Here is a 24,373-nt window from a genome sequence, read left to right on the forward strand (position 1 = left end):
CGCCCCGCCCGTTCCCCGCCGGCTACGGTCAGTCGAGGTCGCCGCCCGGGCCGATGACCTTGATGCGGTCCTGCGCCGGCGCCTTCAGCGGCGCTGCCGCCGAGCTGTTGGCACCGAGGTACGCGGCGAAGACGTCCAGGTCGGAGGCGCCGACCAGCTTGTCGGTACCGGCCGCGAAGGCCGGGAAGCCGTCGCCGCCGCCGGCCAGGAACTCGTTGGCCGCGACGCGGTACTTGGCGGCCGGGTCGATCGGCGCGCCGTTCAGCCGGATCGAGTCCGTCAGCACCCGGTCGACACCGGTCCTGCGCATGTCCAGGGTGTAGGTCAGGCCCTTGGACGACTGCAGGATCTTCGGCGAGGCCTCGTTGGACCCGCTCACCTGCTGCTGGAGCAGCTGGACCAGCTGGGCGCCGGTCAGCGTCTTGACCTGCATCATGTTGGTGAACGGCTGGACGGTGAACGCCTCGCCGTAGGTCACCACACCGTCGCCCTCGGCGCCGCTCGCCTTGTAGACGAGGTCCGAGCGGATGCCGCCGGGGTTCATGAAGGCGATCTGCGCGCCACCCTTGTCGGCGGGCGACAGGCCCGCCAGCTGGGCGTCGGCGATCACGTCACCGAGCGGCTTCTCCGGGTCGCTGTTGCCGCGGCCGTTGATGTCCGAGGCGATGAAGCCGAGCGGCCGGTTGGCGATCGGGGCGGCCAGCTTGGAGTAGCGGTCGATCAGCGCCGTCATGTCCGGGGCCTTCTCGACCGTGCGGCGCACGACGTGGTTCTCGGCCTTGACCGAGGGGCGCACGATGCTGCCCGTGGTCTTGTCGAGCTTCAGGTCGATCTCGGTGTAGAGCCGGCCGAAGGAGGCGGCGCTGGTCACCGAGCGCGGCACCCCCTGCGGGTCGGGGATGGTGCAGGCGTAGGCGTTGTGGGTGTGACCGGTGACGATGGCGCCGATCGCCGGGTCCAGGTTCTTGGCGATGTCGACGATCGGGCCGGAGATGCCCTGGCCGGCGGTGCCGCAGTCGTAGTTGTAGACGCTGCTGGCCGGCAGGCCGCCCTCGTGGATCAGGGCGACGATCGAGTTCACGCCCTGCTTCTTCAGCTCGGCCGCGTACTTGTTGATCGTGTCGACCTCGTCGCCGAACTTCAGGCCCTTGACGCCCTCGGCGGTCACGATGTTCGGCGTGCCCTCCAGGGTGGCGCCGATGAAGCCGACCTTCACGCCCTGCGACTTGGTCACCCAGTACGGGGCCAGGATCGGCTTGCCGGTCTTCTCGTTCGTGACGTTGGCGGCCAGGTAGTTGAAGTTGGCGCCCTTGAACTTGCGCCCCTCCTCGTAGCAGCCGTCGACCGGGTGGCAGCCGCCCTCCTGGAGGCGGAGGAGCTCCGCGGAGCCCTCGTCGAACTCGTGGTTGCCGACGGCGGTGACGTCCAGGCCGAGCTTGTCCATCGCCTCGACGGTCGGCTCGTCGTGGAAGAGCGCCGAGGTCAGCGGGGAGGCGCCGACGATGTCACCGGCGGCGACGGTTATCGAGTCGTCGGCCGGGATCCGGGCCTGGCGCAGCGCGGTGGCCAGGTACTCGATGCCGCCGGCCGGGGTGCTGACCACCTGGCCGGTCGCCGGGTCGATCTCCCGGACGGTGCCGGACGAACCGGCCGGGGGCTCCAGGTTGCCGTGGAAGTCGTTGATCGCCAGCAGCTGGAGGTTGACGGTCTTGTGACGCTTGGCGTCCGCGGCCTGGGCGGCGGTCGGCATGGCCACGGTGCCGACGAGGCCGGCCGCGGCGACGGCGGCCAGTACCGCGCGTCGGGATCTGACGGTGAGCATGAAGGTCCCCTGCACCTTGAGAGAGCGCCCGGCTGTGGACATGTGTGGGCGGGCGACGGTGTCGTTGCGCCAGTGCAGCCTAGAGTCAACGCGCGTAGCTGTCAGGACCCTGAACGTAACGACAGGGTTACCTGCTGACGAACCGTCGCCGCCCGCCGGGCCGGCCGACGGGTCGTCCCGGGTCGGCGGGGGCAGCGGCGGGCGGGTGCGGCGGACTGGCCGGCGGACGCCGGCGTCCGGCTCAGAGACCTGGTTCGGATGCCAACTGGCGCTCTGCGCGGGTCCGCTCGGCGACCGTGTCCTCCGTCATCGCCCGGTCGGTGTAGACCAGTGGCCGCTCGGCGTCGGTGATGATGTGCTTCACCACCTGCACGTTGCCGTTGACGTCCCAGACCGCGATGCCCGGCGAGAGTGTGGGGATGATCTCAACCGCCCAGCGAGGCAGACCCAGCACCCGGCCGGTGGCTCTCGCCTCCTCGGCCTTCTGCATGTAGATCGTCCGGGTGGACGCCATCTTGAGGATCGCCGAGGCCTCCTTGGCCGCAGCGCCGTCCACCACGTCCGACAGGTGGTGCACCACCGCCACGAAGGAGAGTCCGAGCCGGCGCCCGAACTTCAGCAGCCGCTGGAACAGCTGCGCGACGAAGGGGCTGTTGATGATGTGCCAGGCCTCTTCCACCAGGAAGATGCGCTTGCGCCGGTCCGGCCTGATCCAGGTGTGCTCCAGCCAGACGCCGACGATCGCCATCAGGATCGGCATCGCGATCGAGTTCCGGTCGATGTGCGACAGGTCGAACACGATCAGCGGCGCGTCCAGGTCGATGCCGTCGGTGGTCGGCCCGTCGAACATGCCCCGCAGGTCACCGTCGACCAGCCGGTCCAGCACCAGTGCCACGTCCAGGCCCCAGGACTGCACCTCGTCCACCGCCACACCCAGCGACTCCACCGAGGCCAGCTCGGGACTGCGCAGGGTGTCGATGATGTCGTCCAGCACCGGCTGCCGGTCGGTCACCGAGGCGATCACATGGGCGTGCGCCGCCTTCAGCGCGAACCCGGCCCGCTCCTCCAGCCCCCGCCCCATCGCCACCTCGACGATGGTGCGCAGCAGCGACAGCTGGCCGGTCTGGGTGATCGCCGGGTCCAGGGGATTGAGCTTCACCCCGCCGTCCCGGGCCGCCATCGGGTCGAGCCGGATCGACTTTATGCCCAGCGCGTTGGCGATCAGGTTCCACTCGCCGACGCCGTCCTCGCCCTGCGCGTCCAGCACCACGACCTGCCGGTCGCGGAACCGCAGCTGGCGGAGCACGTACGTCTTCTCCAGCGCCGACTTGCCGTTGCCGGACTCGCCGAGCACCAGCCAGTGCGGGGCCGGCAGCTGCTGCCCGTACAGCTGGAAGGGGTCGTAGACGTAGCCCTTGCCGCTGTACACCTCACGGCCGATGATCACGCCGGAGTCACCCAGCCCCGGTGCGGCGGTGGGCAGGTAGACCGCCTGCGCCTGGCCGGTCGAGGTGCGCACCGGCAGCCGGGTGGTCTCCACCTTGCCGAACATCAGGCTGGTGAACGCGTCGGTGAGGTTGCCGATCGCCATGCGGGGCCTCCATGTGGATCAGCGGCGGATGCCGGTGGCGAACGGCAGGGTGTTGACGAACGCCCGGTGGTGCTCGCGGTCGCACCACTCCAGCTTGAGGTAGCTCTTGCCGGCCGAGGCACGGATGGTCCGCTTGTCGCGCGCCAGCGCCTCCGGGTTGCGCGAGGAGACCGTGATGTAGCCGACCAGGTTCACCCCGGCCGCGCCGGAGGCCAGGTCGTCACCGCGCTGGTCGACCCGGCCGGTGTGGGCCAGGTCGCGCGGGTCGACCGTGCGGTTCATCTTGGCGGCGCGGCTGGCCTCCGCCTCGTCGTTGGTCTTCTCGGTGAGCATCCGCTCGATCGCGACGTCGGTGGGCTCCAGGTCCATCGTCACCGCGACCGTCCGGATCACGTCCGGGGTGTGCACCAGCAGCGGCGCCAGGAAGTTGACGCCCACCGGGGTCAGCGGCCACTCCTTGATCCAGGCGGTGGCGTGGCACCAGGGCGCGCGGGTCGCCGACTCGCGGGTCTTCGCCTCCAGGTACTGCGGGTGCGTCGCGTCCAGCTCGGCCGGCCAGGCGTTGCGCCGGGACATCGCCTGGATGTGGTCGATCGGGTGGTCCGGGTCGTACATCGAGTGCAGCAGCGAGGAGAGCCGGGCCTGCCCGAGCGGCTGGCGCACCCGGATGTCCGCCTCCGCCAGCCGCGCGCAGATGTCCGTCAGCTCCCGGGCCATCACCGCCGCCAGACCCTCGTCGTCCCGGGCGCGACGCGCGGTCGCCGTCCGGCCCATCGCGTGCGCCTCGGCCGCCAGGTCGCGGGTGTAGTGCATGCAGGCCACCAGGTACGCCCGGTGCTGCTCGGAGGAGGTCGACACCATCGACTGCAACTGGTCGTACGAGTCCTTCAGCCAGCCCGGCGCGTTGTGGTCACCGCGCCGCTCCACGTCCTTGGCGTGCGCGTCCGGATCGGCCGGCAGCGTACGGGCGAGGATCTGCAGCCGCGTCACGAAACCGTCCCCGTTGGCGACGTGCTTCAGCAACGTGCCGAACCGGTCGACCAGGGCCTCCTGGTCCTCCGAGTCGCGCAGCCCGACGCCCGGGCCCTCGATCTCGATCGCGGCCGTCACCGTCCGCCGCTCCAGGTGCATCAGCACCCCGACCTCGTCCGGCCCGAACGGCGCCGCCAGCCAGCGCAGCCGCCCCACCCCGGGCGGCGGGCCGACCTCGACCTCGCGCCCGTCCATCCGGGTGCCGGCGTCCATCACGTCCGACTTCCACACCGCCCGGCCGCTGCGGACCGTCCGGCGGTAGGTGCGGTTGATCTCCACCCACTTGTAGAACGTCCGGCGCCGGTACGGCACGTAGACCGCCGCGATGGCCAGCAGGGGCAGGCCGACCAGACCCGCGATCCGCAGCGGCAGGATCGGCATCAGCAGGCCCCAGAGCATGCCGAGGAAAGCCCCGAAGATGATCAGGACGATCTCGCCGGACTCCCGGTTGCGGCCGATCGGCGCGTTCGGGCGGGCCTTGCCGATCAGGTAGGTGCGGCGCTGGTGCACGTACGGCTGGGCGTACTGGGCGCCGTACTGGCCGAGTGGTTCGCTGCTCACTTACCCGTCACCCTCCCTTCGCTGGATTGCTGTCGCGGGTCGAAGCCGTGGCCGGCGAGGCCTGCGGCGGCGGTGCCGGCGTGCGCGCGGCGTGGGCGGCGATGCCCGGCGCGACCGAGCCGCCACCCCCGCCCGGGCTGCCGCCGCCCCCCTGCCCGCCGCGGTCGCCGTGCGTACTGATGCCCTGCTTCACCAGGTTCGCCGTGCCGTTGATCATCGCCGATCCGGCCGACACCGCGCTGGCCCTGGCATGGCGCATGCTCATGATCTCGTCACCGAAGCCCGGCACGAAGCGGTAGACGGAGGCGCTCGCGAAGATCGACAGGAAGAGGATCGCCAGGCCCGACAGCACCCGCGCGAAGTCGTCGTTGGCCCCGGCGCCGGTGGCCACCGCGCCGGCCAGCCCGAGGATGATCACGATGATCGGCTTCGCCAGGTCCACCGCCACCATCACCCCGGCCCAGCGGCGCACGTGCTTCCACAGCTGCTTGTCCACCAGCCCGGCGTACACCGCCGTCCCCAGCAACGCGCCCACGTACAGCATCGCCGCCCGGATCAGCAGCTCGATCCAGAGCACCGCCGCCGCCAGCACGGCCACCAGCGACACGATGATCAGGATCAGCGGCCCGCCGCCCATGTCACCCTTCTCCAGGGTGTCCGCGAACCCTCCCAGGTACGTCCCGGTGTCCGACTTCGTCCCCACCGCGATCGCCGTGGTCAGCCCGTCCGTCGCGCTCACCACGGTGTAGAGGATCAGCGGCGTGAACGCCGAGGCCACCACGGTCAGCCACAGGAAGCCGATCGCCTCCGAGATCGCCGTCGTCAACGGCGCACCGCGCACCGCCCGCTTCGTCACCGCCAGCAGCCAGAGCACCAGCGTGATGATCGTCGAGGCGGCGAACACCACCGCGTACTGCTGCAGGAACGACGCGTTGGTGAAGTCCACCTGCGTCGTCCCGTCGATGGCCCCCGACAGCTTCCGCACCACCCAGGCCGCCGCCTGCGCGCAGCCCTTCGCCAACGCCCCGAGCGGATCGGTGACGCTCCCGACCGTCCCGGAGCCGGGGAGCGTTCCGCTGCCGCCAGGGGCACAGTAGACGTCGTTACCCGGGAGTGGCACCCCTGGGCAGCTTGTGTTGGTCGGGCCGGAAGTCGGCGAGGGGCTCGGCTCGGCGAAGGCCCGTTGGGCCGTCAGCACAACTGGCACGAGGCTTGCCACCGTGCCTGTGGCCAGCCGGCTCAGCCCACGCCGCACGGAACCAGAACCACCGTCAGCGGGCATAGCGGAAGCCTCCGAACTGCTCGACGGCACCAGTGATCTCCTCGGCGGTCGCGGCCTGCTGGTCAGGCGGGACAGGTGCGGGACCTGCCACCCGGCTGAAGTCGGTGAGCTTCCAGTCCGTGCCGGTCCATCGCAGACTGAGAGTCAGGGTGAACCACTCCTCCGAGACCGGGCGCACCGAGCGCTCGCCGGCCAGGCCGAAGAGCCCCGTGCACCAGACCTCGATCTTGGCGCTCTCCGCGCTGTACGCACTGCTCTTTGTGCCGACCGGAATGGTCCGGCTGACGAAGGTCAGCCCCTTGGGCGCTCGACCCTGCGCATCGACGCCGAACCTAGCGGCCGTCTCGGGTGTGAACCCCTGATCCAGGCGGGCCTGGAGGGCGGTGAGGGCGGACGGGTCGGCGAGGGTGGCCACGATGGTGTGGCGGCTGTCGGTGCGGAACATGTCGGCCGAGCCGATGGCGACCGCGTAGTTGGTGGCGGCCGACTGCGCGCCCTGGTCGGTGTGCGGGAAGCCGGCGGCGATCCCGTTGGTGGCGGTGCCGACCGGCTGGTCGCCGCTGGGGGCCGGGCCGGCGCCGGAGGCGGCCGTGGGGGCGGCCCCGTCGGACGAGTGGGCGGGCGCGGTGCCCGGGTCGGCCTTGCCGCGGTTGGCGATGGAGATCGCCACCACCAGCAGGGTGACGACCACCAGGACGGCCAGCAGGGTGCGCAGCGGGCGTGGTTGACGGCCGGTCGGCTGGGAGGAGGGCTGTTCGCCGACCGGCAGCCGCGTACGGGTGTGCGGCTGGTCGTCGGGCAACGGCACGGCGGCCCTCCTGGTGCGGGGAGCCGGGGCGGCTCCGGGGGCCCCTCCGCCCGTGGGCGGGCGCGGAGGGAGGGGTGAACGGGTGGACTCCCGGCGGGGAGTCCACCGGATCCGGCGGCCGGGCGGGCGGGCGGCTGTGCCGCCCGTTCACGCCCGGACTGTCCGATCGTCAGATGGCCATGCCGTAGACAATGGTGAACAGAGTGCCAAGTGATCCAATGATGAACACGCCGGTCAGGCCGGCGATGATCAGCCCCTTGCCCTGTTCGGCGCCGAAGCTGTCCCGCATGGCGGTCGCGCCGATCCGCTGTTTGGCCGCACCCCAGACGGCCAGGCCGAGACAGGCCAGGATCGCCACGGCCATGACGACCTCGACCATCACCCGGGCCTCCGACCCGAGACTCGCGAACGGGCCCCAGTCCGGGGCGATCCCGCCGATGATGGTGTCGATATTCGGCTTCTTAGGAGGGTCCTCGGCCAGGTGGCCGATCGCGAGGCTGTCCACGCTGCTCAGGTTCATTTCCATCTCACCGCCCGATCAGGCAAATTCAAGAGCCCAGACCCCGTCCGCGCGAAGGGCCGGTACCTATTCTTGGCCAGATCTGGTGTCGACTTGGCCGCTTCTCGCGGATTGGTCGTGAGGCACGGGACACGTACGCGAGGATGTCCACCGTACGAAGGATAGCGCTCACTCTTTGTATCTCTGATGATTGCGGTGAGCAACGCCTTCCGGGACACTTCGACTGACGATTCGTCGGGATGGTGCTGATGGTACTCCGGAAGGCCGGTACGGCCGCTGCCGCTGCGGGAGTTGTCGCTGTCGGCTTCATCGGGCTGGTCACTGTTGCGACGTATGCGGCGAGCGGTGCGCCACAGCAGTCGGCCAATCGCGCCGCCCTCTCCCCCGGTACCGTTCCGGCGGCCTACCAGGGGCCGATCCAGCAGTGGGGCGCGCTCTGCCCGGAGATCTCCCCGCCGATGCTCGCGGCGCAGCTGTACCAGGAAAGCGGCTTTGACCCGGGCGCCCGATCACCCGTGGGTGCACAGGGAATGGCGCAGTTCATGCCGGCCACCTGGGGAACATACGGCACGGACGGCAACAATGACGGCAAGAAGGACGTCTGGGACCCTCTGGACGCGATCGCCTCGGCCGCGACGTTCGACTGCGCACTCGCCGACGACGTCGCCAAGGTGCCGGGCGACCGGCAGGCCAACCTGCTGGCCGCCTACAACGCCGGCCCGTACGCGGTCACGAAGTACGGCGGGGTGCCGCCCTACAAGGAGACCCAGGGCTACGTGAAGAACATCCAGGCGATGGCCCGGAGCTTCACCGCGCCGACCGCGCCGGTGGCCGTCTCCCAGCAGTCGGCCGGCGCGATCTACTTCGCGCAGACCAAGCTCGGCACCCCCTACCTCTGGGGCGGCGAGGGCCTGCCCTCGCAGAACGGGCGGTTCGACTGCTCAGGGCTCACCCAGGCCGCGTACGCCAGCGTGGGCATCACGCTCCCCCGGGTCGCCAACGACCAGTGGTACGCCGGGCAGCACCCCTCGCGCGACCAGCTGCGCCCGGGGGACCTGGTGTTCTGGGCGACGGACCTGGGCGACCCGCGCAGCATCCACCACGTCGGCATCTACGTCGGCGGCGGCTACATGATCAACGCTCCGCACACCGGCGCGGTGATCCGCTACGACAAGATCGACACCAAGGAGTACATCGGCGCCACCCGGGTCACCTCGGACGGCGCCGAGGCCCTGCCGGTGCGCAACGCGGACGGCAGCATCACCGGCCCCAGCCGGCCGGGCACCACCGCCCCGGACGCGCCCTCCCCGAACCCGTCCACCCCCGCCGCCGCGAACCAGGCGGCGCCCGCGCCGCCGTCCGCGCCCGGACCCGCCACCGCCCGGCGGGCGGTGGCGGGCGGCGCGGCTCCGACAGGTGCAGGTCAAAACTCTGCAAAGAGCTGATCCGCCCGGGCCCCCGGGTGTGATTGCGCTGTGGACGCTGAGTCAAGTTTCCATAACCGCGCGTTTCCGTGGAACGCTGTACACCGCTTTTGACGTTGTGTCCGTTGGCCCCTCGTCAGCTCCCTGAACAGGGCGGAGCTGCTCGGGGCCACGGCCGGATCGAACAGGTGCTGCGGACCAGAAGGAGGTGCGGCGTGTCGACGCCGCTTGCCGACACGACCAACCCCGACCTGGGACTGCTCTACGCCGTCAACGGCCTCGCCAAGCGTTCCCCGCAGTGGTTGGACCACTCGGTCTCCTGGATCGGCGAGTACGGCATCCTGATCGGCCTGGCCCTGCTGGGCCTGGTCGGCTGGCTCCAGGCCAGACGTCGCCCGGACGCCCCGGTGGCCGTCGCCGGGCTGCTCTGGGCACCGCTCGCGGTCGCCCTCGCCGAGCTGGCGAACCTGCCGATCGCCGCCATCGTGGACCGCCCGCGCCCGTTCGTCTCCCACCCCGGGCTGGACGTGCTGGTGGAGGGCAAGGAGGGCACCCACTCCTTCGTGAGCGACCACTCGACGATGTCCATGGGCATCGCGGTCGCCCTGTTCCTGGTGAACCGGCGGCTGGGCTGGATCGCCGGCGGCCTCGCCCTGTTGCAGGGCTTCTGCCGGATGTACATGGGCGTCCACTACCCCACCGATGTGATCGGCGGCTTCGCGCTCGCCACCGCGGTCGTGCTGCTGCTGGCACCGATCGCGATGGCCGTCCTGGTCCCGCTCTGCCACGCGCTGAGCCGGACCGCCGTCGCCCCGCTGATCCGGGCGCCGCAGGGCGGCGCCCGCCCGCGCGGACGCCGACGGGGACGGACGCCCGACAGTGTGAGGTCGGACGAGCAACCGCCCGAGTCCGACCTGGCGGCATAGCCGGCCCGCTCCGTGGCCCGGCCCCGCTCAAGGGCCCGGTCGGCGCTACAGCCGGTCGACGCCGTTCTCGGCGAGGTGGTCGGCGGCCTCACGTCTGGTCAGGTCACGGGAGCGGCGGGCCGGCGAGAACCAGCCGCAGCTGCAGGTCGCGAAGCAGAAGGAACCGCGCTCGCTGATCGCGACGCGGTGCTCGGGCATCCTGGTGGTGCCGGGGGCGACCGGCAGCTCACTGTGCACGTGCTTCACCGTAACTCGCGCGGCACCCGGCGCGCGACGCCTTGCGCGCGCCGGGTGCCGAGTAACCCTTCGACGCCCAACTCGTTTGCCCGGAAAGAGCTCTGCCCACCCGGTGGTGGTGGCCGGCGGGGCAGTCGGGGCCCGAGGGGGTTGTCGCGAGGATGAAGATGACCGACCAGCAGCGCAGCGACCGGCGGCACGGCCGCCCACCGTCCCACCTGCGCTCGGCGGCCGGGGCCGCCGTGCTCGCCGCCGCCCTGGCCGGACTGACCGCTTGCTCGGGAGCCGCCGCGGACTCCGGCGGCTCGGCCGACCAGAAGGCGGCCGCCTCCGACCGGCTCTCGGCCGACCCGGTGACGGCCGTGCGCAGCGCCGCCGACATCACCGGCCGGACGGGCTCCGCGCACACCGCCACCGAGCTGGTCACCGAGTCCGCCGAGAAGAGGGCCGTCTTCACCGGCACCGGCGGCTACGACTACGTGAAGCGGATCGGACGGCTGGAGGTGGCGGTGCCGCCGGGCGCGGCGACCACCGGGAAGATCGTCGAGGTGGTCCTGCCGGGCACCGTCTACCTGCAGAACAGCGGCGCCAAGGTGCCCGAGGGCAAGTGGGTCAAGCTCGACGTGCGCCAGCTGCCGGACGGCAACCTGGTCAGCAGCGGCGCCACCGACCCGGCCTCCGCCGCGGGTGCGCTGCGCGGGGCCCAGAAGGCGGAGCTGGTCGGCACCGAGACCGCCGACGGGGTCCCGCTGAAGCACTACCGGGGCACCCTGGACCTCACCAAGGCGGCGGAGGCCACCGGTGGCCGGGGCGGGGACGGCCTGCGGATGGGGGCCCAGACCTTCACGGCCAAGGACGTCCCGTACGACGCCTGGCTGGACGAGCAGGGGCGGCTGCACAAGGTGGTCGAGGTCTTCACCTTCGCCGGGGTGGCCGGGTCCAAGGAGGCGAAGGACCAGGTGAAGGTGACGTCCACCACCGCGCTGTCGGACTTCGGCAAGCCGGTGGAGGCGGCCGAGCCGCCCGCCGCCGACATCTACGCGATGAAGCCCACCGAGAGCCCGAAGTAACCGGGCACAGGGACGCCGCCGGAACGGGTGGGCCATCCCGGGCAGCGCGGCCCACCCGTTTCGGCGGCGCCGAGATGACCCGTCCGTGCCATGTGGACGGGCGCCGAAGTGCCTAGGCTGGACATCGGGTGGCTGCCGCCCGGGCTGGCGAGGCGCTGAAGGGGTGGTGCAGGTGGTGTCGTCCACGGGCGGCCGCAGCGGCGGCCACGAGGACGCGGCCCTCGACGAGATCGACCTGGCCGGCGAGCTGATGATCGCCGCCACGGCCAGTGACGACGACCGGCTGCCGCCGGAGCGGATCGACGAGGTGCTGCTGCTGGACCGGCCGGACGGCGGTGCGGCCGCGGACCGGCCCTCGGGGGCCGGGTACTAGGCACCCCGGAGCGGGCCCCCGGAAGCGGGGGCCGACGCCCGGGAGCCGGGTTCGGAGCGGGCGCTAGCTGCGCAGCAGCCGGCCGATCGCGGCGGTGGCCTCCGCCACCTTGGCGTCCAGCTCGGCGCCGCCCTCCTCGGCGGCCGCGGCGACGCAGTGCCGCAGGTGCTCCTCCAGGAGCGAGAGCGCGAAGGACTGCAGGGCCTTGGTGCCGGCCGACACCTGGGTCAGCACGTCGATGCAGTAGACGTCCTCGTCGACCATCCGCTGGAGGCCGCGGATCTGGCCCTCGATCCGGCGCAGCCGCTTGAGGTGGGCGTCCTTCTGGGCGCTGTACCCGTGCGGACCGTGCCCGCCGTGGTGCCCGGCCGCCTCCGGGGCGGCCGGCGCGGAGGCTTCGCCGTGCGGCTCGCTCCCGGGCACGTGGTCCGGGTCGGTACGCGCTTCCGTCGTGGTCATCGGCCCGCCTTCGTCTGGGTGCCTGGGTGGCTGCGTCGGCCTCCAGTGTCCAACACCGGGGCCGGTCGTGGTGTTCCTCCGACGCGGTCCGCGGGGCCGGAGCGGCTCCGGAGCGGCTCCGGATCCGCTCCGGGAGGGGTTCCGGGAGGGGTTCCGCCGTCCGGGCAACACCCCGCTGTTCCGCACGCACGACGGGGGCAATCCGTGCGAGGTTCCGTCAGACTGGGGGCTCACGTCCGCACATGGGTGTGCGGGCCTGGTCCACTGCTGCGACAGCCGAACGGAAGAGGAGGTTCCGCCTCCTCCCGCACCACCCCGTTTGCGCAATTGCGCTTGGTTGCACCTAGCATCGTTCAGTCCCTACCCCGCACATCGGAGATTTCCGTGCGTTTTAGCCTGACCCCGAAGGAGACGAGTTTCTACGACATGTTCGCCGCTGCCGCGGAGAACCTCGTCGTCGGATCGAAGCTCCTGCTGGAACTGCTGGGATCAGACGTGTCGGCCCGCGCGGAGATCGTCGAGCGCATGCGCGCCGCCGAGCACGCCGGGGACGACACCACCCATGCGGTCTTCCACCAGCTGAACTCGTCCTTCATCACGCCCTTCGACCGTGAGGACATCTACAGCCTCGCCTCGTCGCTGGACGACATCATGGACTTCATGGAGGAGGCCGTCGACCTGGTCGTCCTCTACGACATCCAGACCCTCCCCAAGGGCATCGAGCAGCAGATCGAGGTGCTGGCGCGTGCGGCCGAACTCACCGCCGAGGCGATGCCGAACCTGCGCACCATGTCCAACCTGACCGAGTACTGGATCGAGGTCAACCGCCTGGAGAACCAGGCCGACCAGATCCACCGCAAGCTGCTCGCCCACCTGTTCTCCGGCCAGTACGACGCCATCGAGGTGCTCAAGCTCAAGCAGGTCGTGGACGTCCTTGAGGAGGCGGCGGACGCGTTCGAGCACGTCGCCAACACGGTGGAGACCATCGCCGTCAAGGAGTCCTGACCCTCGTGGACACGGCTGCACTCATCGCCGTCCTCGGCGTTGCGTTCTTCTTCACCTACACCAACGGCTTCCACGACTCCGCGAACGCCATCGCCACCTCGGTCTCCACCCGGGCCCTCACCCCGCGGGCCGCGCTCGCGATGGCCGCCGTGATGAACCTGGCCGGCGCCTTCCTCGGCAGCGGCGTGGCGCACACCGTCTCCCAGGGCATCATCGAGACCCCGACCGGCAACCAGGGCATGGCGATCCTGTTCGCCGCCCTCGTCGGCGCGATCACCTGGAACCTGGTCACCTGGTACTTCGGTCTGCCCTCCTCCTCCTCGCACGCGCTGTTCGGCGGCATGGTCGGAGCGGCGCTGGCCGGCGGCACCGAGGTGTTCTGGAGCGGCGTCGTCGACAAGATCGTCATCCCGATGGTCGTCTCCCCGGTCGTCGGCCTGGTCGGCGGCTACCTGGTGATGCTCGCGATCCTGTGGATCTTCCGGCGGGCCAACCCGCACCGCGCCAAGCGCAACTTCCGGGTCGCCCAGACCGCGTCGGCCGCCGCCATGGCACTCGCGCACGGTCTGCAGGACGCCCAGAAGACGATGGGCATCGTGGTCATGGCGCTCACCATCTCGGGCCACCAGACCACCGACGGCATCCCGGTCTGGGTGAAGATCTCCTGCGCCACGATGCTCTCGCTGGGCACCTACGCGGGCGGCTGGCGAATCATGCGGACCCTCGGCCGCAAGATCATCGAGCTGGACCCGCCGCAGGGCTTCGCGGCCGAGGCCACCGCCTCGACGGTCATGTACATCACCTCGTTCGTCTTCAAGGCGCCGATCTCCACCACCCACGTGATCACCTCCGCGATCATGGGTGTGGGCGCCACCAAGCGGATCCGCGCGGTCCGCTGGGGAGTGGCGAAGAACATCGTGCTCGGCTGGTTCATCACGATGCCGGCGGCCGCCGTCGTCGCAGCGCTGATGTACTGGTTCGTCCACCTGTTCTGGGGCTGAGCCCAGGACAGCCGGGCAGAACGAGCACGGCACGCATGACAAGGGCCCGCCCCCACATCCCGGGGGCGGGCCCTTCCTCATACTTCGCGGCGGCACCGCCATGCAGCACCACGAAGCAGCTCTTGCTCCGGGCGGTCTAGCCGAAGCGGCCGGAGATGTAGTCCTCGGTCGCCTGGACGGACGGGTTGGAGAAGATCCGCTGGGTGTCGTCCAGCTCGACCAGCTTGCCCGGCTGGCCGACCCCGGCCAGGTTGAAGAAGGCGGTGCGGTCGCTGACGCGGGCCGCCTGCTGCATGTTGTGCGTCACGATCACGATGGTGAACTGGGACTTCAGCTCGCCGATCAGGTCCTCGATGGCGAGGGTGGAGATCGGGTCGAGCGCCGAGCAGGGCTCGTCCATCAGCAGGACCTGCGGCTCGACCGCGATGGCACGGGCGATGCAGAGCCGCTGCTGCTGGCCGCCGGAGAGGCCGGCGCCCGGCTTGTTCAGCCGGTCCTTGACCTCGTTCCAGAGGTTGGCGCCCTTGAGCGACTTCTCCACCACGCCGTCCAGGACGGACTTCTTGCGCACACCCGAGAGCTTCAGACCGGCGATCACGTTGTCGTAGATCGACATGGTCGGGAACGGGTTCGGGCGCTGGAAGACCATGCCGACCGAGCGGCGGACGGCGACCGGGTCGACGTGCGAACCGTAGAGGTTCTCGTCGTCCAGGAGCACCTTGCCCTCGACCCGGGCGCCGGGGATCACCTCGTGCATCCGGTTGAGGGTCCGCAGGAAGGTGGACTTGCCGCAGCCGGAGGGGCCGATGAAGGCCGTCACCGAGCGGGGCTCGATGCTCATCGAGATGTCCTCGATGGCCTTGGTGGTGCCGTAGAAGGCGGACAGTCCGCTGACGTCGATGCGCTTGGCCATGATCGTTACTTCTCTCGCCCGCGGCCGGGGGCCGCTAATGAATTCGGGGTCGTACGTCAGTCGGTCGCTCAGTGTCCGCCCTTGGGCGAGCGCCAGCGCGCGATGCCCCGGGCGATGAGGTTGAGCCCCATCACGAAGGCGATCAGCACCAGCGCCGCACCCCAGGCACGGGCGTAGCCGAAGTCGTTGTTCACCACCGCGTACTGCTGCCAGATGTACATCGGCAGCGACTGCTGCGGCCCGTCGAACGGGTTGCTGTTGATGAAGTCCGCGCCGAAGACCAGCATCATCACCGGGGCGGTCTCACCCGTGATGCGGGCGACCGCGAGCATCAGACCGGTGGTGATACCGCCGATCGCGGTGGGGAGGACGATCCGCAGGATGGTCTTCCACTTCGGCACACCGAGTGCGTACGACGCCTCGCGCAGCTCGTTCGGGACGAGCTTCAGCATCTCCTCGGTGGAGCGGACCACGACCGGCATCATCAGGATCGCCAGCGCGAGGGAGCCCGAGAAGCCCGAGTAGGTGAAGCCGAGGGCGATGTTCCACAGGGACAGGATGAACAGACCGGCGACGATCGACGGGACACCCGTCATGACGTCGACGAAGAAGGTGACCGCCTTGGCGAGCCGGCCCCGGCCGTACTCGACCAGGTAGACGGCGGTCAGCAGACCGATCGGGGCGGCCATCGCGGTGGCCAGCAGGACCTGCTCGATGGTGCCGATCAGCGCGTGGTAGATGCCACCGCCGGGGCCCGAGTAACGGACGCCCTTCATGGAGTGCGTCAGGAAGTTGCCGTTCACCACCTCCGCGCCCTGCTGGACGGTGTAGACGGTGAGTGCGGCCAGCGGCACCACGGCCAGGATGAAGGCGACCCAGACCACCGAGGTGGCGAACCGGTCCTTGGCCTGGCGGCGGCCCTCGACCCGGGCCGCGAGCCCGTAGCTGATCGCCAGGAACAGCAGCGCCGAGATCAGGCCCCACTGCAGGTGGCTCTCCAGGCCGCCGACCGCGCCGATCCCGCAGCCGAGGGCGATCGAGCCGGCGGCGACGGCGGCCGGGGTCCACCTGGGCAGCCGGTTGGCGGTCAGCGGGCGGCCGACCGGGCGGGCGTCCGCCGGAACGGACGTGGTCGCAGCGCTCATGAGTTGGCCCCCGAGTACTCCTTGCGGCGGGCGACGATCAGCCGCGCGGCACCGTTCACCACCAGGGTGATCACGAACAGGACGAGGCCGGAGGCCATCAGCGCGTCCCGGCCGAAGGGCTGGGCCTCGGCGAACTTCAGCGCGATGTTCTGCGCGAAGGTGCCGCCGCCCGGGTCGAGCAGGTGGAGCGAGAGGACGTTGTTGGAGGAGAGCACCACCGCGACCGCGATCGTCTCGCCGAGCGCACGGCCGAGGCCGAGCATCGAGGCCGAGATGATGCCGGGGCGGCCGAACGGCAGCACCGCGGTGCGGATCATCTCCCAACGGGTCGCGCCGAGCGCGAGCGCCGCCTCCTCGTGCATCCGCGGCACCTGTCGGAACACCTCACGGCTGACCGCGGTGATGATCGGCAGGATCATGATCGCGAGCAGGATCCCGACGGTGAACAGCGTGCGCGGCACGGTGCCGACCCGGGACTGGTCGAAGACGTACGTCCAGCCGAGGTACTCGTCCAGCCAGCTGGTCAGCCCGTACAGGTGCGGCACCAGGAAGAGCGCGCCCCAGAGGCCGTAGATGATGCTGGGCACCGCGGCCAGCAGGTCGACGAGGTAGGCGAACGGCTGGGCGATCCTGCGCGGCGCGTAGTGCGAGATGAACAGCGCGATCCCGATGGCCACCGGGACGGCGATCGCCATCGCGAGCGCCGCGCTGATGATGGTGCCGAACGCGAGGACGGCGATGCCGAAGACGGGCTTCGCGGCGTCCGGCGTCCACTCGAAGGTGGTGAGGAAGTTGCCCTCGTTCTTGCTCAGCGCGATGCCCGCGCGCCAGGTCAGGAACCCTGCGATGGCGGCCATGATGACCAGCAGCAGGATGCCCGACCCACGGGCGGCGTTCATGAAGATCTTGTCGCCGAGCCGGCTGTCACGCTTGCGGCGTTCCCTGCCTCGCGGCGCGGCAGGGGTGGATGAAGTCATGTGGTCTACTCCGGTCTGGTGGTGCTGCCCCGAGGGGGCGGCACCCTGGCGGCGGTGCCCCGGACGTGCTTGCGAAGGACGTGCGGTCCGGTGGAGCGGCCCCGGCCCCCCTCGTCCACGGGGCCGCTCCACCGGAGGTTCGCCTGGCTCAGGCCAGGGTCGGGATGACGGCGTTGACCTTGTCGGTCAGCTCCTTCGGGAGCGCGACGTAGCCCGCGTCACCGACGGCCTTCTGGCCGGCCTCGCTGGCGGCGTAGGTCAGGAACGCCTTCAGGGTGTCGATGGTCTCGGCCTTGTTGCCCTTGTCGCAGACGATCTCGTAGGTGACCAGGACGATCGGGTAGGAACCCTCGTCCTTGGTGCCGTAGTCGAGGGTCAGCGCCAGGTCGCTGCCGGTGCCGGCGATCTTCGCCTTGGCGAAGGTGGTGGCGGCGTTGGCGGCGGTCGCCTCGACCGGCTTGGAGGCGCCGGTGGCGATGGCGGCGCTCTTCAGATTGTTGCTCTGGGCGTAGGACAGCTCGGCGTAGCTGATCGAGTTCTTGACCTGCTTCACCTGGGCCGCGACACCGGCGGAGCCGTTCGCGCCCTGGCCGCCCTTGCCGGCCCAGGCCTTGGCGGCCGGGTAGCTCCAGGCGCCGTTGGAGACCTTGGCGAAGTACTTGGTCAGGTTCTCGTTGGTGCCCGAGTCGTCCGTGCGGTGGACGGCCTGGATGTCGGCGTCCGGCAGCTTGGCGCCCGGGTTCAGGGCGGCGATCGCCGGGTCGTTCCACTTGGTGATCTGCGAGTCGAAGATCTTGGCGATGGCCGGGCCGTCCAGGACCAGGTTGTCGACGCCGTCCACGTTGTAGACGATCGAGATCAGACCCGCGACGAGCGGCAGGTTGACGCCCTGGCCACCGGTGCAGACCTTCTTGCTGTCCTCGACCTCGGCCGGCTTCAGCGGCGAGTCGGAACCGGCGAACTGGATCTTGCCCTGGTTGAACTGCTGGACACCCGCGCCGGAGCCGCCGCCGCCGTAGTTGATGCTGGAACCGGAGCACGCGGCGCCGAAGTTGTTCTTCCAGACGTCGATCGCGTTGCCCTGCGCGGTGGAACCCGCGGAGATCAGGGCGGCGGGCTTGCTGCCACAGTTGATCGCGGCGGCCGAGGCGGAGCCGCCGCTGCCGCCGGACGCGTTGTTGTTCTCGTCCGAACCGCAGGCGGCGAGCGACAGCGAGCTGACGAGCGCCATGGCACCGATGGCGAGGGCCTTGGAGCGGCCGTTCCGCTGGAGCTTCACAGGGGTGTCCCTTTCTGTGGCATTGCCGGCGCGCGGGCCGTGCGAAAACGGCGAAGCGCGGGTTCTGCTGTGGTCCGGGGCCCGTTCGGCCCTCCGGTATCCCCGAAGTTAGGCCGGGTAAGTGACGCGTCAGCCGGTCGGAAGTGAACGGAGAGTGAACCTCGAACGGATGACAGGAAACTACGTCAGGTAGTAACGGTTGCGTCACGGCAAGGGTGCGGGAAGATCACTTCGATCGTCCCGGCACCGCGCCCGGCCGGATCGGCCGCGCACCGAGCATCGCCAGGAGCGCGTCCACCAGCACCCGGTCCCGCTCGTGCGTCAGCCTGGCCCTGGCCTTGCCCGCCGGCAGCCACTCCAACCGGTCCACCTCCCGGTTGGGCCGGAACGCCCCGGCCGACGGCACCGCCGCCCAGTACCGGACCTCCTTCGGCCGCCCCTGCGCCAGATAGTGCTGCGCCGGCAGCTCCTCCCCGAGCACGCAGGAGAACCCGGTCTCCTCACGCACCTCGCGCAGCGCGGCCTCGATCACGCCCTCACCGGGATCGAGCTTGCCCTTCGGCAGACTCCAGTCGTCGTACTTGGGGCGGTGGATCAGCGCGATCCGCGGCCGCCCGAGCCGGCCGTTCTTCTTCGCCCGCCCCGGCAGCCAGAGCACCGCGCCGGCGGCCAGGACGACCGGTTCCCGCCCGACCCGCGGGCTGCTGACGGTCGGGCCGTGGGCCTGCTCGGTGCTCAGGCGGTTGCGCAAGTCATGCCGTCCGGGGTGCGGGGGTGTGCCCCCAGCCCTCGGCAGGGGGGATCTCCAGCCGGCCGTCCAGGCCGGGCGGGAGCTCGGGCCACCGGCGGCCGAAGGCGTACCTCGCCGCCTCCACCTCCAGTCGTTGATCAGCATGCACCACACCGAGCACATAGGCGGTCGCGGGAGTGATCCTCGGCGTCCGCGCCGCCGTGGCGGCGGTGACCGCCGCGTCCGCCGCCTCCTGGTGCCGCCCCAGCACCTCGTCCAGCTCGTCCAGCTCGACGGCCGGGCGCCCGCACACCTCCAGCGCGTAGCGGGCCCGCTTCACCAGGATCCGCACCCGGTGCCACGGCGCGTCGTCCGCCGCCAGCGCCGCGTCGGCGTCCACCGCTCCCCGGGCCGCCGGCACCGAACCCAGCCGGCGCAACCCGTTTCCGCCGTACGGGGTGGCGGCCCACCGCAGCGGCAGTTGCTGGGCGCTCGCCGTCAGCGCGCCGACCGCCGCCGCCGCCTGCGGCAGCAGCACCGCGCCGGCCCGGCCACCCGCCGCCTCCAGCAGCGGCGCCTCGGCGACCAGCAGCGTCATCCGGTCCGCCAGCGCGTGCAGCCGCGCCGAGCGGAGCTCCTGCAGCACGGTCGAGTGCGCCCTGGTCCGGGCCAGCGTCAACTGGCGGTCCAGCAGCGCCCGCGCCTTGGGCGACCCGGCGTGGCCGGCCAGCATGCCCGGGCCGTCCGTCTCGCTGCCGTTCAGCGCGTCCAGCGCGCCCAGCAGCCGGGTCGCCCGGCGGACGTACCCCGGCTCCAGCGCCAGCAGGTTGAGCAGCCAGCGCAGCTCGGTGCGCGACTCCTGCGCCCAGGTCTGTTCGAAGGTCCCGCCGAAGGTGTGCAGCAGCCCGCCGATCCGCCGCACCGCCCGCAGCAGGTCGGCCGTACCGACGGACGGGGCGACCGCCGCCCCCGGTCTGGCGCCGACCTCGCCCACCGCCGTCGGCAGCGCCCGCAGGAACGCCCCGGCCTGGGCCGTGAGGTGGCTGGAGAGGATGTCCCCGGCGGTCGCGGTGGAGGCCGCCTGGGCCGTCATCGGCGCATCGGTCATGACTAGGTAGATCCCCGTTCCCCCGGGGCCGTCCCCCGGGGCTGGTGGCCGACCGCCGCAGCGGGTCCGACTGCTCGGGGCTCGCCGTCGGCGGCTCGCCCCGGTGGGTCGCTGCGGTGGGTCGTGGCGGCGGCTCGCGGTCAGCGGGAGGTGGCGGCCCGGCGGCGCTGGCGCGAGTCGATGAGCAGGTCCTGGACGTGTCGCAGCGGCTTGCCCTCGGCGTCCTGGGCGTGGCGGGTCCAGGCGCCGTCCGGCCCGAGGTGCCAGGACTCGGTCTCGTCCGACACCCCGAGGTCGATCAGCCCGGACAGCTCGGCCCGGTGCGCCGGGTCGGTGATCCGCATCAGCGCCTCGATCCGGCGGTCCAGGTTGCGGTGCATCATGTCGGCGCTGCCGATCCACACCTCCGGATCCCCGTTGTTGCCGAAGACGAAGATCCGCGAGTGTTCCAGGAAGCGCCCGAGGACGCTGCGGACCCGGATGTTCTCGCTGAGCCCTGCCACCCCCGGCCGGATCGCGCAGATCCCGCGCACCCAGACGTCCACCGGCACGCCGGACTGGGAGGCCCGGTAGAGCGCGTCGATCACGGCCTCGTCGACGATCGAGTTGACCTTGAGCTTCACGTACGCCGGACGGCCGGCCCGGTGGTGGGCGATCTCGTTGTGGATCCGGGAGATCAGCCCGTCCCGCAGACCGCGCGGCGCGGTCAGCAGTCGCCGGTAGGACTCCCGGCGCGAGTAGCCGGAGAGCCGGTTGAAGAGGTCCGAGAGGTCCGCGCCGACCTGCGGGTCCGAGGTCAGCAGCCCGATGTCCTCGTACAGCCGGGCCGTCTTCGGGTGGTAGTTGCCGGTGCCGACGTGCGAGTAGCGGCGCAGGGTGTCGCCCTCCTGGCGCACCACCAGGGACAGCTTGCAGTGCGTCTTCAGCCCGACCAGGCCGTAGACCACGTGACAGCCGGACTCCTCCAGCTTGCGGGCCCACTTGATGTTGGCCTGCTCGTCGAAGCGCGCCTTGATCTCGACCAGGACCAGCACCTGCTTGCCGGACTCGGCGGCGTCGATCAACGCGTCCACGATCGGCGAGTCACCGGAGGTCCGGTACAGCGTCTGCTTGATCGCCAGGACGTCCGGATCGGCCGCGGCCTGCTCCAGGAAGGCCTGCACGGAGGTGGAGAAGCTGTCGTACGGGTGGTGCAGCAGGACGTCCCGCTCGCGCATCGCGGCGAAGATGTCCGGCTGGGAGGCCGACTCGACGTCCGTCAGCCCGCGCGCCGTGCCCGCCACGAACTTCGGGTACTTCAGCTCGGGGCGGTCCAGGTCGGCGATGCCGAACAGGCCGGTCAGGTCGAGCGGACCGGGCAGCGGGAAGACCTCCGCCTCGGTGATGTTCAGCTCCCGCACCAACAGGTCCAGGATGTAGGGGTCGATCGACTCCTCGACCTCCAGCCGCACCGGCGGGCCGAAGCGCCGCCGCATGAGTTCCTTCTCCAGGGCCTTGAGGATGTTCTCGGTGTCGTCCTCCTCGACCTCCAGGTCCTCGTTCCTGGTCACCCGGAAGGCGTGGTGCGCGAGCACCTCCATCCCGGGGAAGAGCTCCTCCAGGTGGGCCCCCATGACGTCCTCCAGCGGCACGTAGCGCTGCGGGGACGCCTCCAGGAAGCGGGCGAGGGACTGCGGCACCTTCACCCGGGCGAAGTGCTTGTGCCCGGAGACCGGGTTGCGCACGACCACGGCGAGGTTGAGGGAGAGCCCCGATATGTACGGGAAGGGGTGCGCCGGGTCAACCGCCAGTGGCGTGAGCACCGGGAAGATCTTCTGCCGGAAGAGGCTGTGCAGGCGAGCCTGCTCCTTCTCGGCCAGCTCCGCCCAGCGGACCAGTTCGATGCCCTCGTTCGCGAGGTCCGGCAGGACCTCCTGCTGGAAGGCGGCGGCGTGCCGCGCCATCAGCTCCCGCGAACGGGTCCAGATCAGGTCCAGCACCTCGCGCGGCTGGAGGCCGGACGCACTGCGCTGGGCCACCCCGGTGGCGATCCGGCGCTTCAGGCCGGCCACCCGGACCATGAAGAACTCGTCCAGATTGCTCGCGAAGATCGCGAGGAACTTGGCCCGTTCGAGCAGTGGTATCTGCGGGTCCTCGGCCAGTTCCAGAACACGTTCGTTGAACGCGAGCCAGCTGCGCTCGCGGTCCAGGAACCTGCCTTGGGGCAGTTCGTCGAAGGCCTGGTCGTCCGCGGCCGGAAGCTCCTCCGGCGGTATCCCCAGCGCGCTGGACATCCTGGCCGGAGGGGACAGCGGGGCAGAGACAGGGCGGGGGATGCTCATGGGCTCCAGCTCCTCCAGCAGGACGGCGTCCGGACGGGAAAGGCTCTGCGGGCCGTCGTCATCGCCCAACGCCAACGCCCACCCACCCGGCGCGGTCCGCACAGGACCGGCCAGCGGGTGTCGGCCGGCGCTGCACGAGCGAGACACTACGGACTTCATCCTGTGATCTTCGCGGCAGCAATTGAATCCACGGTAAACACCGCATGGCCAGGAGGAAAGCTGAGTCGGTCGGGGCCGGGGTGTGGCGACACACCCGTTGCTTCGGCCCCGGCTCTCCGCTATGCCGTCCCGACGCGTGCCGGACCGTGGCTACGTGCCTGCCGGGCGGTGTCTCGACGCGGCCGGGGCCCGGACCCGGCCGCGGCCGGGCGTGGCGCCTGCCCCGCCCAGGTACCGCTAGGCCGTTCCGGACTCGCGGTGCTGAACGCGGTACATCAGGTCCACCTCGTGGATGGTGAACCCCAGTCGTTCATATACCCGCACAGCGGCGGGATTGTCAGCATCCACGTAGAGCAGAACGGTCTCCAGCCCTCGCTCTCCCGGGCCGCCGCCGGTCAGGTGACGCAGTCCGGCCGCGGTGAGCGCCCGGCCGAGGCCGCTGCCCTGCTCCGCCGGGTCCACTCCGACCACGTACACCTCGCCGAGGGCCGGTTCGGTGGCCGTCGCCGGGTGCACCTTGGTCCAGTGGAACCCGACCGCCCGGCCCTCGCGGGTGGCGAGGAAGAAGCCCGCCGGATCGAACCACGGCTCGGCCAACCGGTCGGCGAGGTCCTGCCCGGTCCAGGAGCCCTGCTCCGGGTGGTGGGCGAAGGCCAGTGCGTTCAGCCGCAGCCACTCGGCGTCGTCCTCGCCGGGACGGAAGGTCCGCAGCTCGATGCCGTCCGGCAGCGCGACGGACTCGGTCTGCGGGCCGGTGCGACGCATCTGCCGCAGCTCGCGGACCAGCTCGGCACCGTACTGCGCGGCGAGGTGGCGGGCCGCCGGGTGGCCACCGTGCACCCAGACGTCGACATGATCGCGGCCGGCCCGGTGGGCCTCGGCGAGTACCGCGTCCAGCAGCGGCCGGCCGAACCCGCGCCCCCGGGCGTCCGGCGCCACCACGAGCTCGGCCGACGGGTCGGCACCCGCGCCCTCGGGGAGCTCCAGCTGCCCGTACCCGACGACGTCCGCCGCCGACCCGGTGCCGGCCTCCTGGACGAAGTGGACCACTCCCGGGCGGGCCGTCTCCGAGGAGCGGAGCCGCAGCCGACCCTGCTCCGACACCGCGGCCCGGCCGTCCACCGTCTGGGCGTCCGCCAGAACGCGCAGCGCACCGTCGCGCGCCTCCGGCCGCAGCACCTCGTGGGCGACCACGGTCCCCTCGCCGGTCGCCGGAGTTCCCTTGTAGACCCGTTCCTGCTGAGCGTCCTGATCGTCCATGCTCTGACGATACGTCAAGGGGAAACGCAAAGAACCCCCCGATCCGGATGGATCGGGGGGTTCTCTGTGAATGATTGTTCGGCGGCGTCCTACTCTCCCACAGGGTCCCCCCTGCAGTACCATCGGCGCTGTGAGGCTTAGCTTCCGGGTTCGGAATGTAACCGGGCGTTTCCCTCACGCTATGACCACCGAAACACTATGAAACTTATCACCGCACCACACCCTGGCCAGGGCATGGGGTCGTTGTTTCAGAACAACACAGTGGACGCGAGCAACTGAGGACAAGCCCTCGGCCTATTAGTACCGGTCAACTCCACCCCTTACAGGGCTTCCATATCCGGCCTATCAACCCAGTCGTCTACTGGGAGCC

At 70.9% G+C, this 24,373-nt stretch carries 22 protein-coding genes and 2 rRNA genes; 6 read left to right on the forward strand and 18 right to left on the reverse strand.

The window, feature by feature from the left end; translation table 11 throughout:
* Window positions 1-28 precede the first annotated feature (28 nt).
* The 6 genes from AB0J08_RS01670 to AB0J08_RS01695 form a co-directional block, all read right to left on the reverse strand.
* The gene (locus AB0J08_RS01670) at window positions 29-1,750 is read right to left on the reverse strand and encodes a bifunctional metallophosphatase/5'-nucleotidase (protein ID WP_360625190.1); all 1,722 of its coding nucleotides are present in this window, start codon (window positions 1,748-1,750) and stop codon (window positions 29-31) included.
* 313 nt (window positions 1,751-2,063) lie between these two features.
* The gene (locus AB0J08_RS01675; RefSeq protein WP_360625080.1) at window positions 2,064-3,413 is read right to left on the reverse strand and encodes an ATP-binding protein; all 1,350 of its coding nucleotides are present in this window, start codon (window positions 3,411-3,413) and stop codon (window positions 2,064-2,066) included.
* Window positions 3,414-3,431: 18 nt separating this feature from the next.
* On the reverse strand, window positions 3,432-5,006 hold the full coding sequence (locus AB0J08_RS01680; RefSeq protein WP_360625083.1) for an SCO6880 family protein: 1,575 nt from the start codon (window positions 5,004-5,006) through the stop codon (window positions 3,432-3,434).
* A gap of 7 nt (window positions 5,007-5,013) precedes the next feature.
* Complete coding sequence (locus tag AB0J08_RS01685; protein WP_360625086.1) at window positions 5,014-6,288, reverse strand: hypothetical protein; 1,275 nt, start codon at window positions 6,286-6,288, stop codon at window positions 5,014-5,016.
* On the reverse strand, window positions 6,278-7,096 hold the full coding sequence (locus AB0J08_RS01690; RefSeq protein ID WP_360625089.1) for a hypothetical protein: 819 nt from the start codon (window positions 7,094-7,096) through the stop codon (window positions 6,278-6,280). The genes AB0J08_RS01685 and AB0J08_RS01690 overlap by 11 nt, the downstream gene beginning before the upstream one ends.
* Window positions 7,097-7,265: 169 nt before the next feature.
* The gene (locus AB0J08_RS01695; protein ID WP_360625092.1) at window positions 7,266-7,616 is read right to left on the reverse strand and encodes a hypothetical protein; all 351 of its coding nucleotides are present in this window, start codon (window positions 7,614-7,616) and stop codon (window positions 7,266-7,268) included.
* Window positions 7,617-7,864: 248 nt separating this feature from the next.
* Here AB0J08_RS01695 and AB0J08_RS01700 point away from each other — a divergent pair, with 248 nt between their 5' ends.
* Both AB0J08_RS01700 and AB0J08_RS01705 read left to right on the forward strand, forming a co-directional pair.
* Complete coding sequence (locus AB0J08_RS01700; RefSeq protein WP_360625193.1) at window positions 7,865-9,061, forward strand: bifunctional lytic transglycosylase/C40 family peptidase; 1,197 nt, start codon at window positions 7,865-7,867, stop codon at window positions 9,059-9,061.
* A gap of 194 nt (window positions 9,062-9,255) precedes the next feature.
* Window positions 9,256-9,966: a phosphatase PAP2 family protein gene (locus AB0J08_RS01705; protein WP_360625095.1), complete on the forward strand. Its 711-nt coding sequence runs from the start codon at window positions 9,256-9,258 to the stop codon at window positions 9,964-9,966.
* A gap of 45 nt (window positions 9,967-10,011) precedes the next feature.
* On the opposite strand, the gene AB0J08_RS01710 is transcribed toward AB0J08_RS01705, so the two are convergent.
* Window positions 10,012-10,203, reverse strand: coding sequence for a hypothetical protein (locus tag AB0J08_RS01710; protein ID WP_360625205.1), 192 nt, complete (start codon window positions 10,201-10,203; stop codon window positions 10,012-10,014).
* Between the two features lie 167 nt (window positions 10,204-10,370).
* Here AB0J08_RS01710 and AB0J08_RS01715 point away from each other — a divergent pair, with 167 nt between their 5' ends.
* Entirely contained in the window at window positions 10,371-11,273 is a 903-nt protein-coding gene (locus AB0J08_RS01715; RefSeq protein ID WP_360625098.1) for a hypothetical protein, read from the forward strand.
* A 172-nt stretch (window positions 11,274-11,445) separates the two neighbouring features.
* Entirely contained in the window at window positions 11,446-11,646 is a 201-nt protein-coding gene (locus tag AB0J08_RS01720) for a hypothetical protein (protein WP_360625101.1), read from the forward strand.
* A gap of 63 nt (window positions 11,647-11,709) precedes the next feature.
* On the opposite strand, the gene AB0J08_RS01725 is transcribed toward AB0J08_RS01720, so the two are convergent.
* Window positions 11,710-12,105 carry a metal-sensitive transcriptional regulator gene (locus AB0J08_RS01725; RefSeq protein ID WP_360625104.1) on the reverse strand — a complete coding sequence of 132 codons (396 nt, stop codon included), beginning with the start codon at window positions 12,103-12,105 and terminating at the stop codon, window positions 11,710-11,712.
* Window positions 12,106-12,489: 384 nt separating this feature from the next.
* Between AB0J08_RS01725 and AB0J08_RS01730 the strand changes: the two genes are divergently transcribed.
* Entirely contained in the window at window positions 12,490-13,110 is a 621-nt protein-coding gene (locus AB0J08_RS01730; RefSeq protein WP_329489086.1) for a DUF47 family protein, read from the forward strand.
* A 5-nt stretch (window positions 13,111-13,115) separates the two neighbouring features.
* Entirely contained in the window at window positions 13,116-14,111 is a 996-nt protein-coding gene (locus AB0J08_RS01735; protein WP_360625107.1) for an inorganic phosphate transporter, read from the forward strand.
* 136 nt (window positions 14,112-14,247) lie between these two features.
* Here the strand turns inward: AB0J08_RS01735 and pstB are convergent, their stop codons facing one another.
* From pstB to AB0J08_RS01785, 10 genes are all read right to left on the reverse strand, one after another.
* On the reverse strand, window positions 14,248-15,024 hold the full coding sequence (gene pstB / locus AB0J08_RS01740) for a phosphate ABC transporter ATP-binding protein PstB (protein ID WP_360625110.1): 777 nt from the start codon (window positions 15,022-15,024) through the stop codon (window positions 14,248-14,250).
* A gap of 68 nt (window positions 15,025-15,092) precedes the next feature.
* A complete protein-coding gene (gene pstA, locus AB0J08_RS01745) occupies window positions 15,093-16,169 on the reverse strand; it encodes a phosphate ABC transporter permease PstA (protein WP_360625113.1) in 1,077 nt (358 codons plus the stop codon).
* The gene (gene pstC, locus AB0J08_RS01750) at window positions 16,166-17,146 is read right to left on the reverse strand and encodes a phosphate ABC transporter permease subunit PstC (RefSeq protein ID WP_360625116.1); all 981 of its coding nucleotides are present in this window, start codon (window positions 17,144-17,146) and stop codon (window positions 16,166-16,168) included. The genes pstA and pstC overlap by 4 nt, the downstream gene beginning before the upstream one ends.
* Window positions 17,147-17,294: 148 nt before the next feature.
* Complete coding sequence (gene pstS / locus AB0J08_RS01755) at window positions 17,295-18,425, reverse strand: phosphate ABC transporter substrate-binding protein PstS (RefSeq protein WP_360625119.1); 1,131 nt, start codon at window positions 18,423-18,425, stop codon at window positions 17,295-17,297.
* A gap of 226 nt (window positions 18,426-18,651) precedes the next feature.
* Entirely contained in the window at window positions 18,652-19,083 is a 432-nt protein-coding gene (locus AB0J08_RS01760; RefSeq protein ID WP_360625196.1) for an NUDIX hydrolase, read from the reverse strand.
* 94 nt (window positions 19,084-19,177) lie between these two features.
* Window positions 19,178-20,263 carry a CHAD domain-containing protein gene (locus AB0J08_RS01765; RefSeq protein WP_360625122.1) on the reverse strand — a complete coding sequence of 362 codons (1,086 nt, stop codon included), beginning with the start codon at window positions 20,261-20,263 and terminating at the stop codon, window positions 19,178-19,180.
* A 140-nt stretch (window positions 20,264-20,403) separates the two neighbouring features.
* Window positions 20,404-22,584 (reverse strand): RNA degradosome polyphosphate kinase, encoded by a 2,181-nt coding sequence (locus tag AB0J08_RS01770; RefSeq protein WP_360625199.1) that lies wholly within the window; start codon window positions 22,582-22,584, stop codon window positions 20,404-20,406.
* A gap of 396 nt (window positions 22,585-22,980) precedes the next feature.
* Entirely contained in the window at window positions 22,981-24,003 is a 1,023-nt protein-coding gene (mshD, locus tag AB0J08_RS01775) for a mycothiol synthase (protein ID WP_360625126.1), read from the reverse strand.
* 76 nt (window positions 24,004-24,079) lie between these two features.
* A 5S ribosomal RNA gene (gene rrf, locus AB0J08_RS01780) occupies window positions 24,080-24,196 on the reverse strand.
* A gap of 84 nt (window positions 24,197-24,280) precedes the next feature.
* Window positions 24,281-24,373, reverse strand: a 23S ribosomal RNA gene (locus tag AB0J08_RS01785); the annotation flags it as partial.

Origin of the sequence: Kitasatospora sp. NPDC050463 (assembly GCF_040655255.1) — a bacterium.
Lineage (GTDB): Bacteria > Actinomycetota > Actinomycetes > Streptomycetales > Streptomycetaceae > Kitasatospora.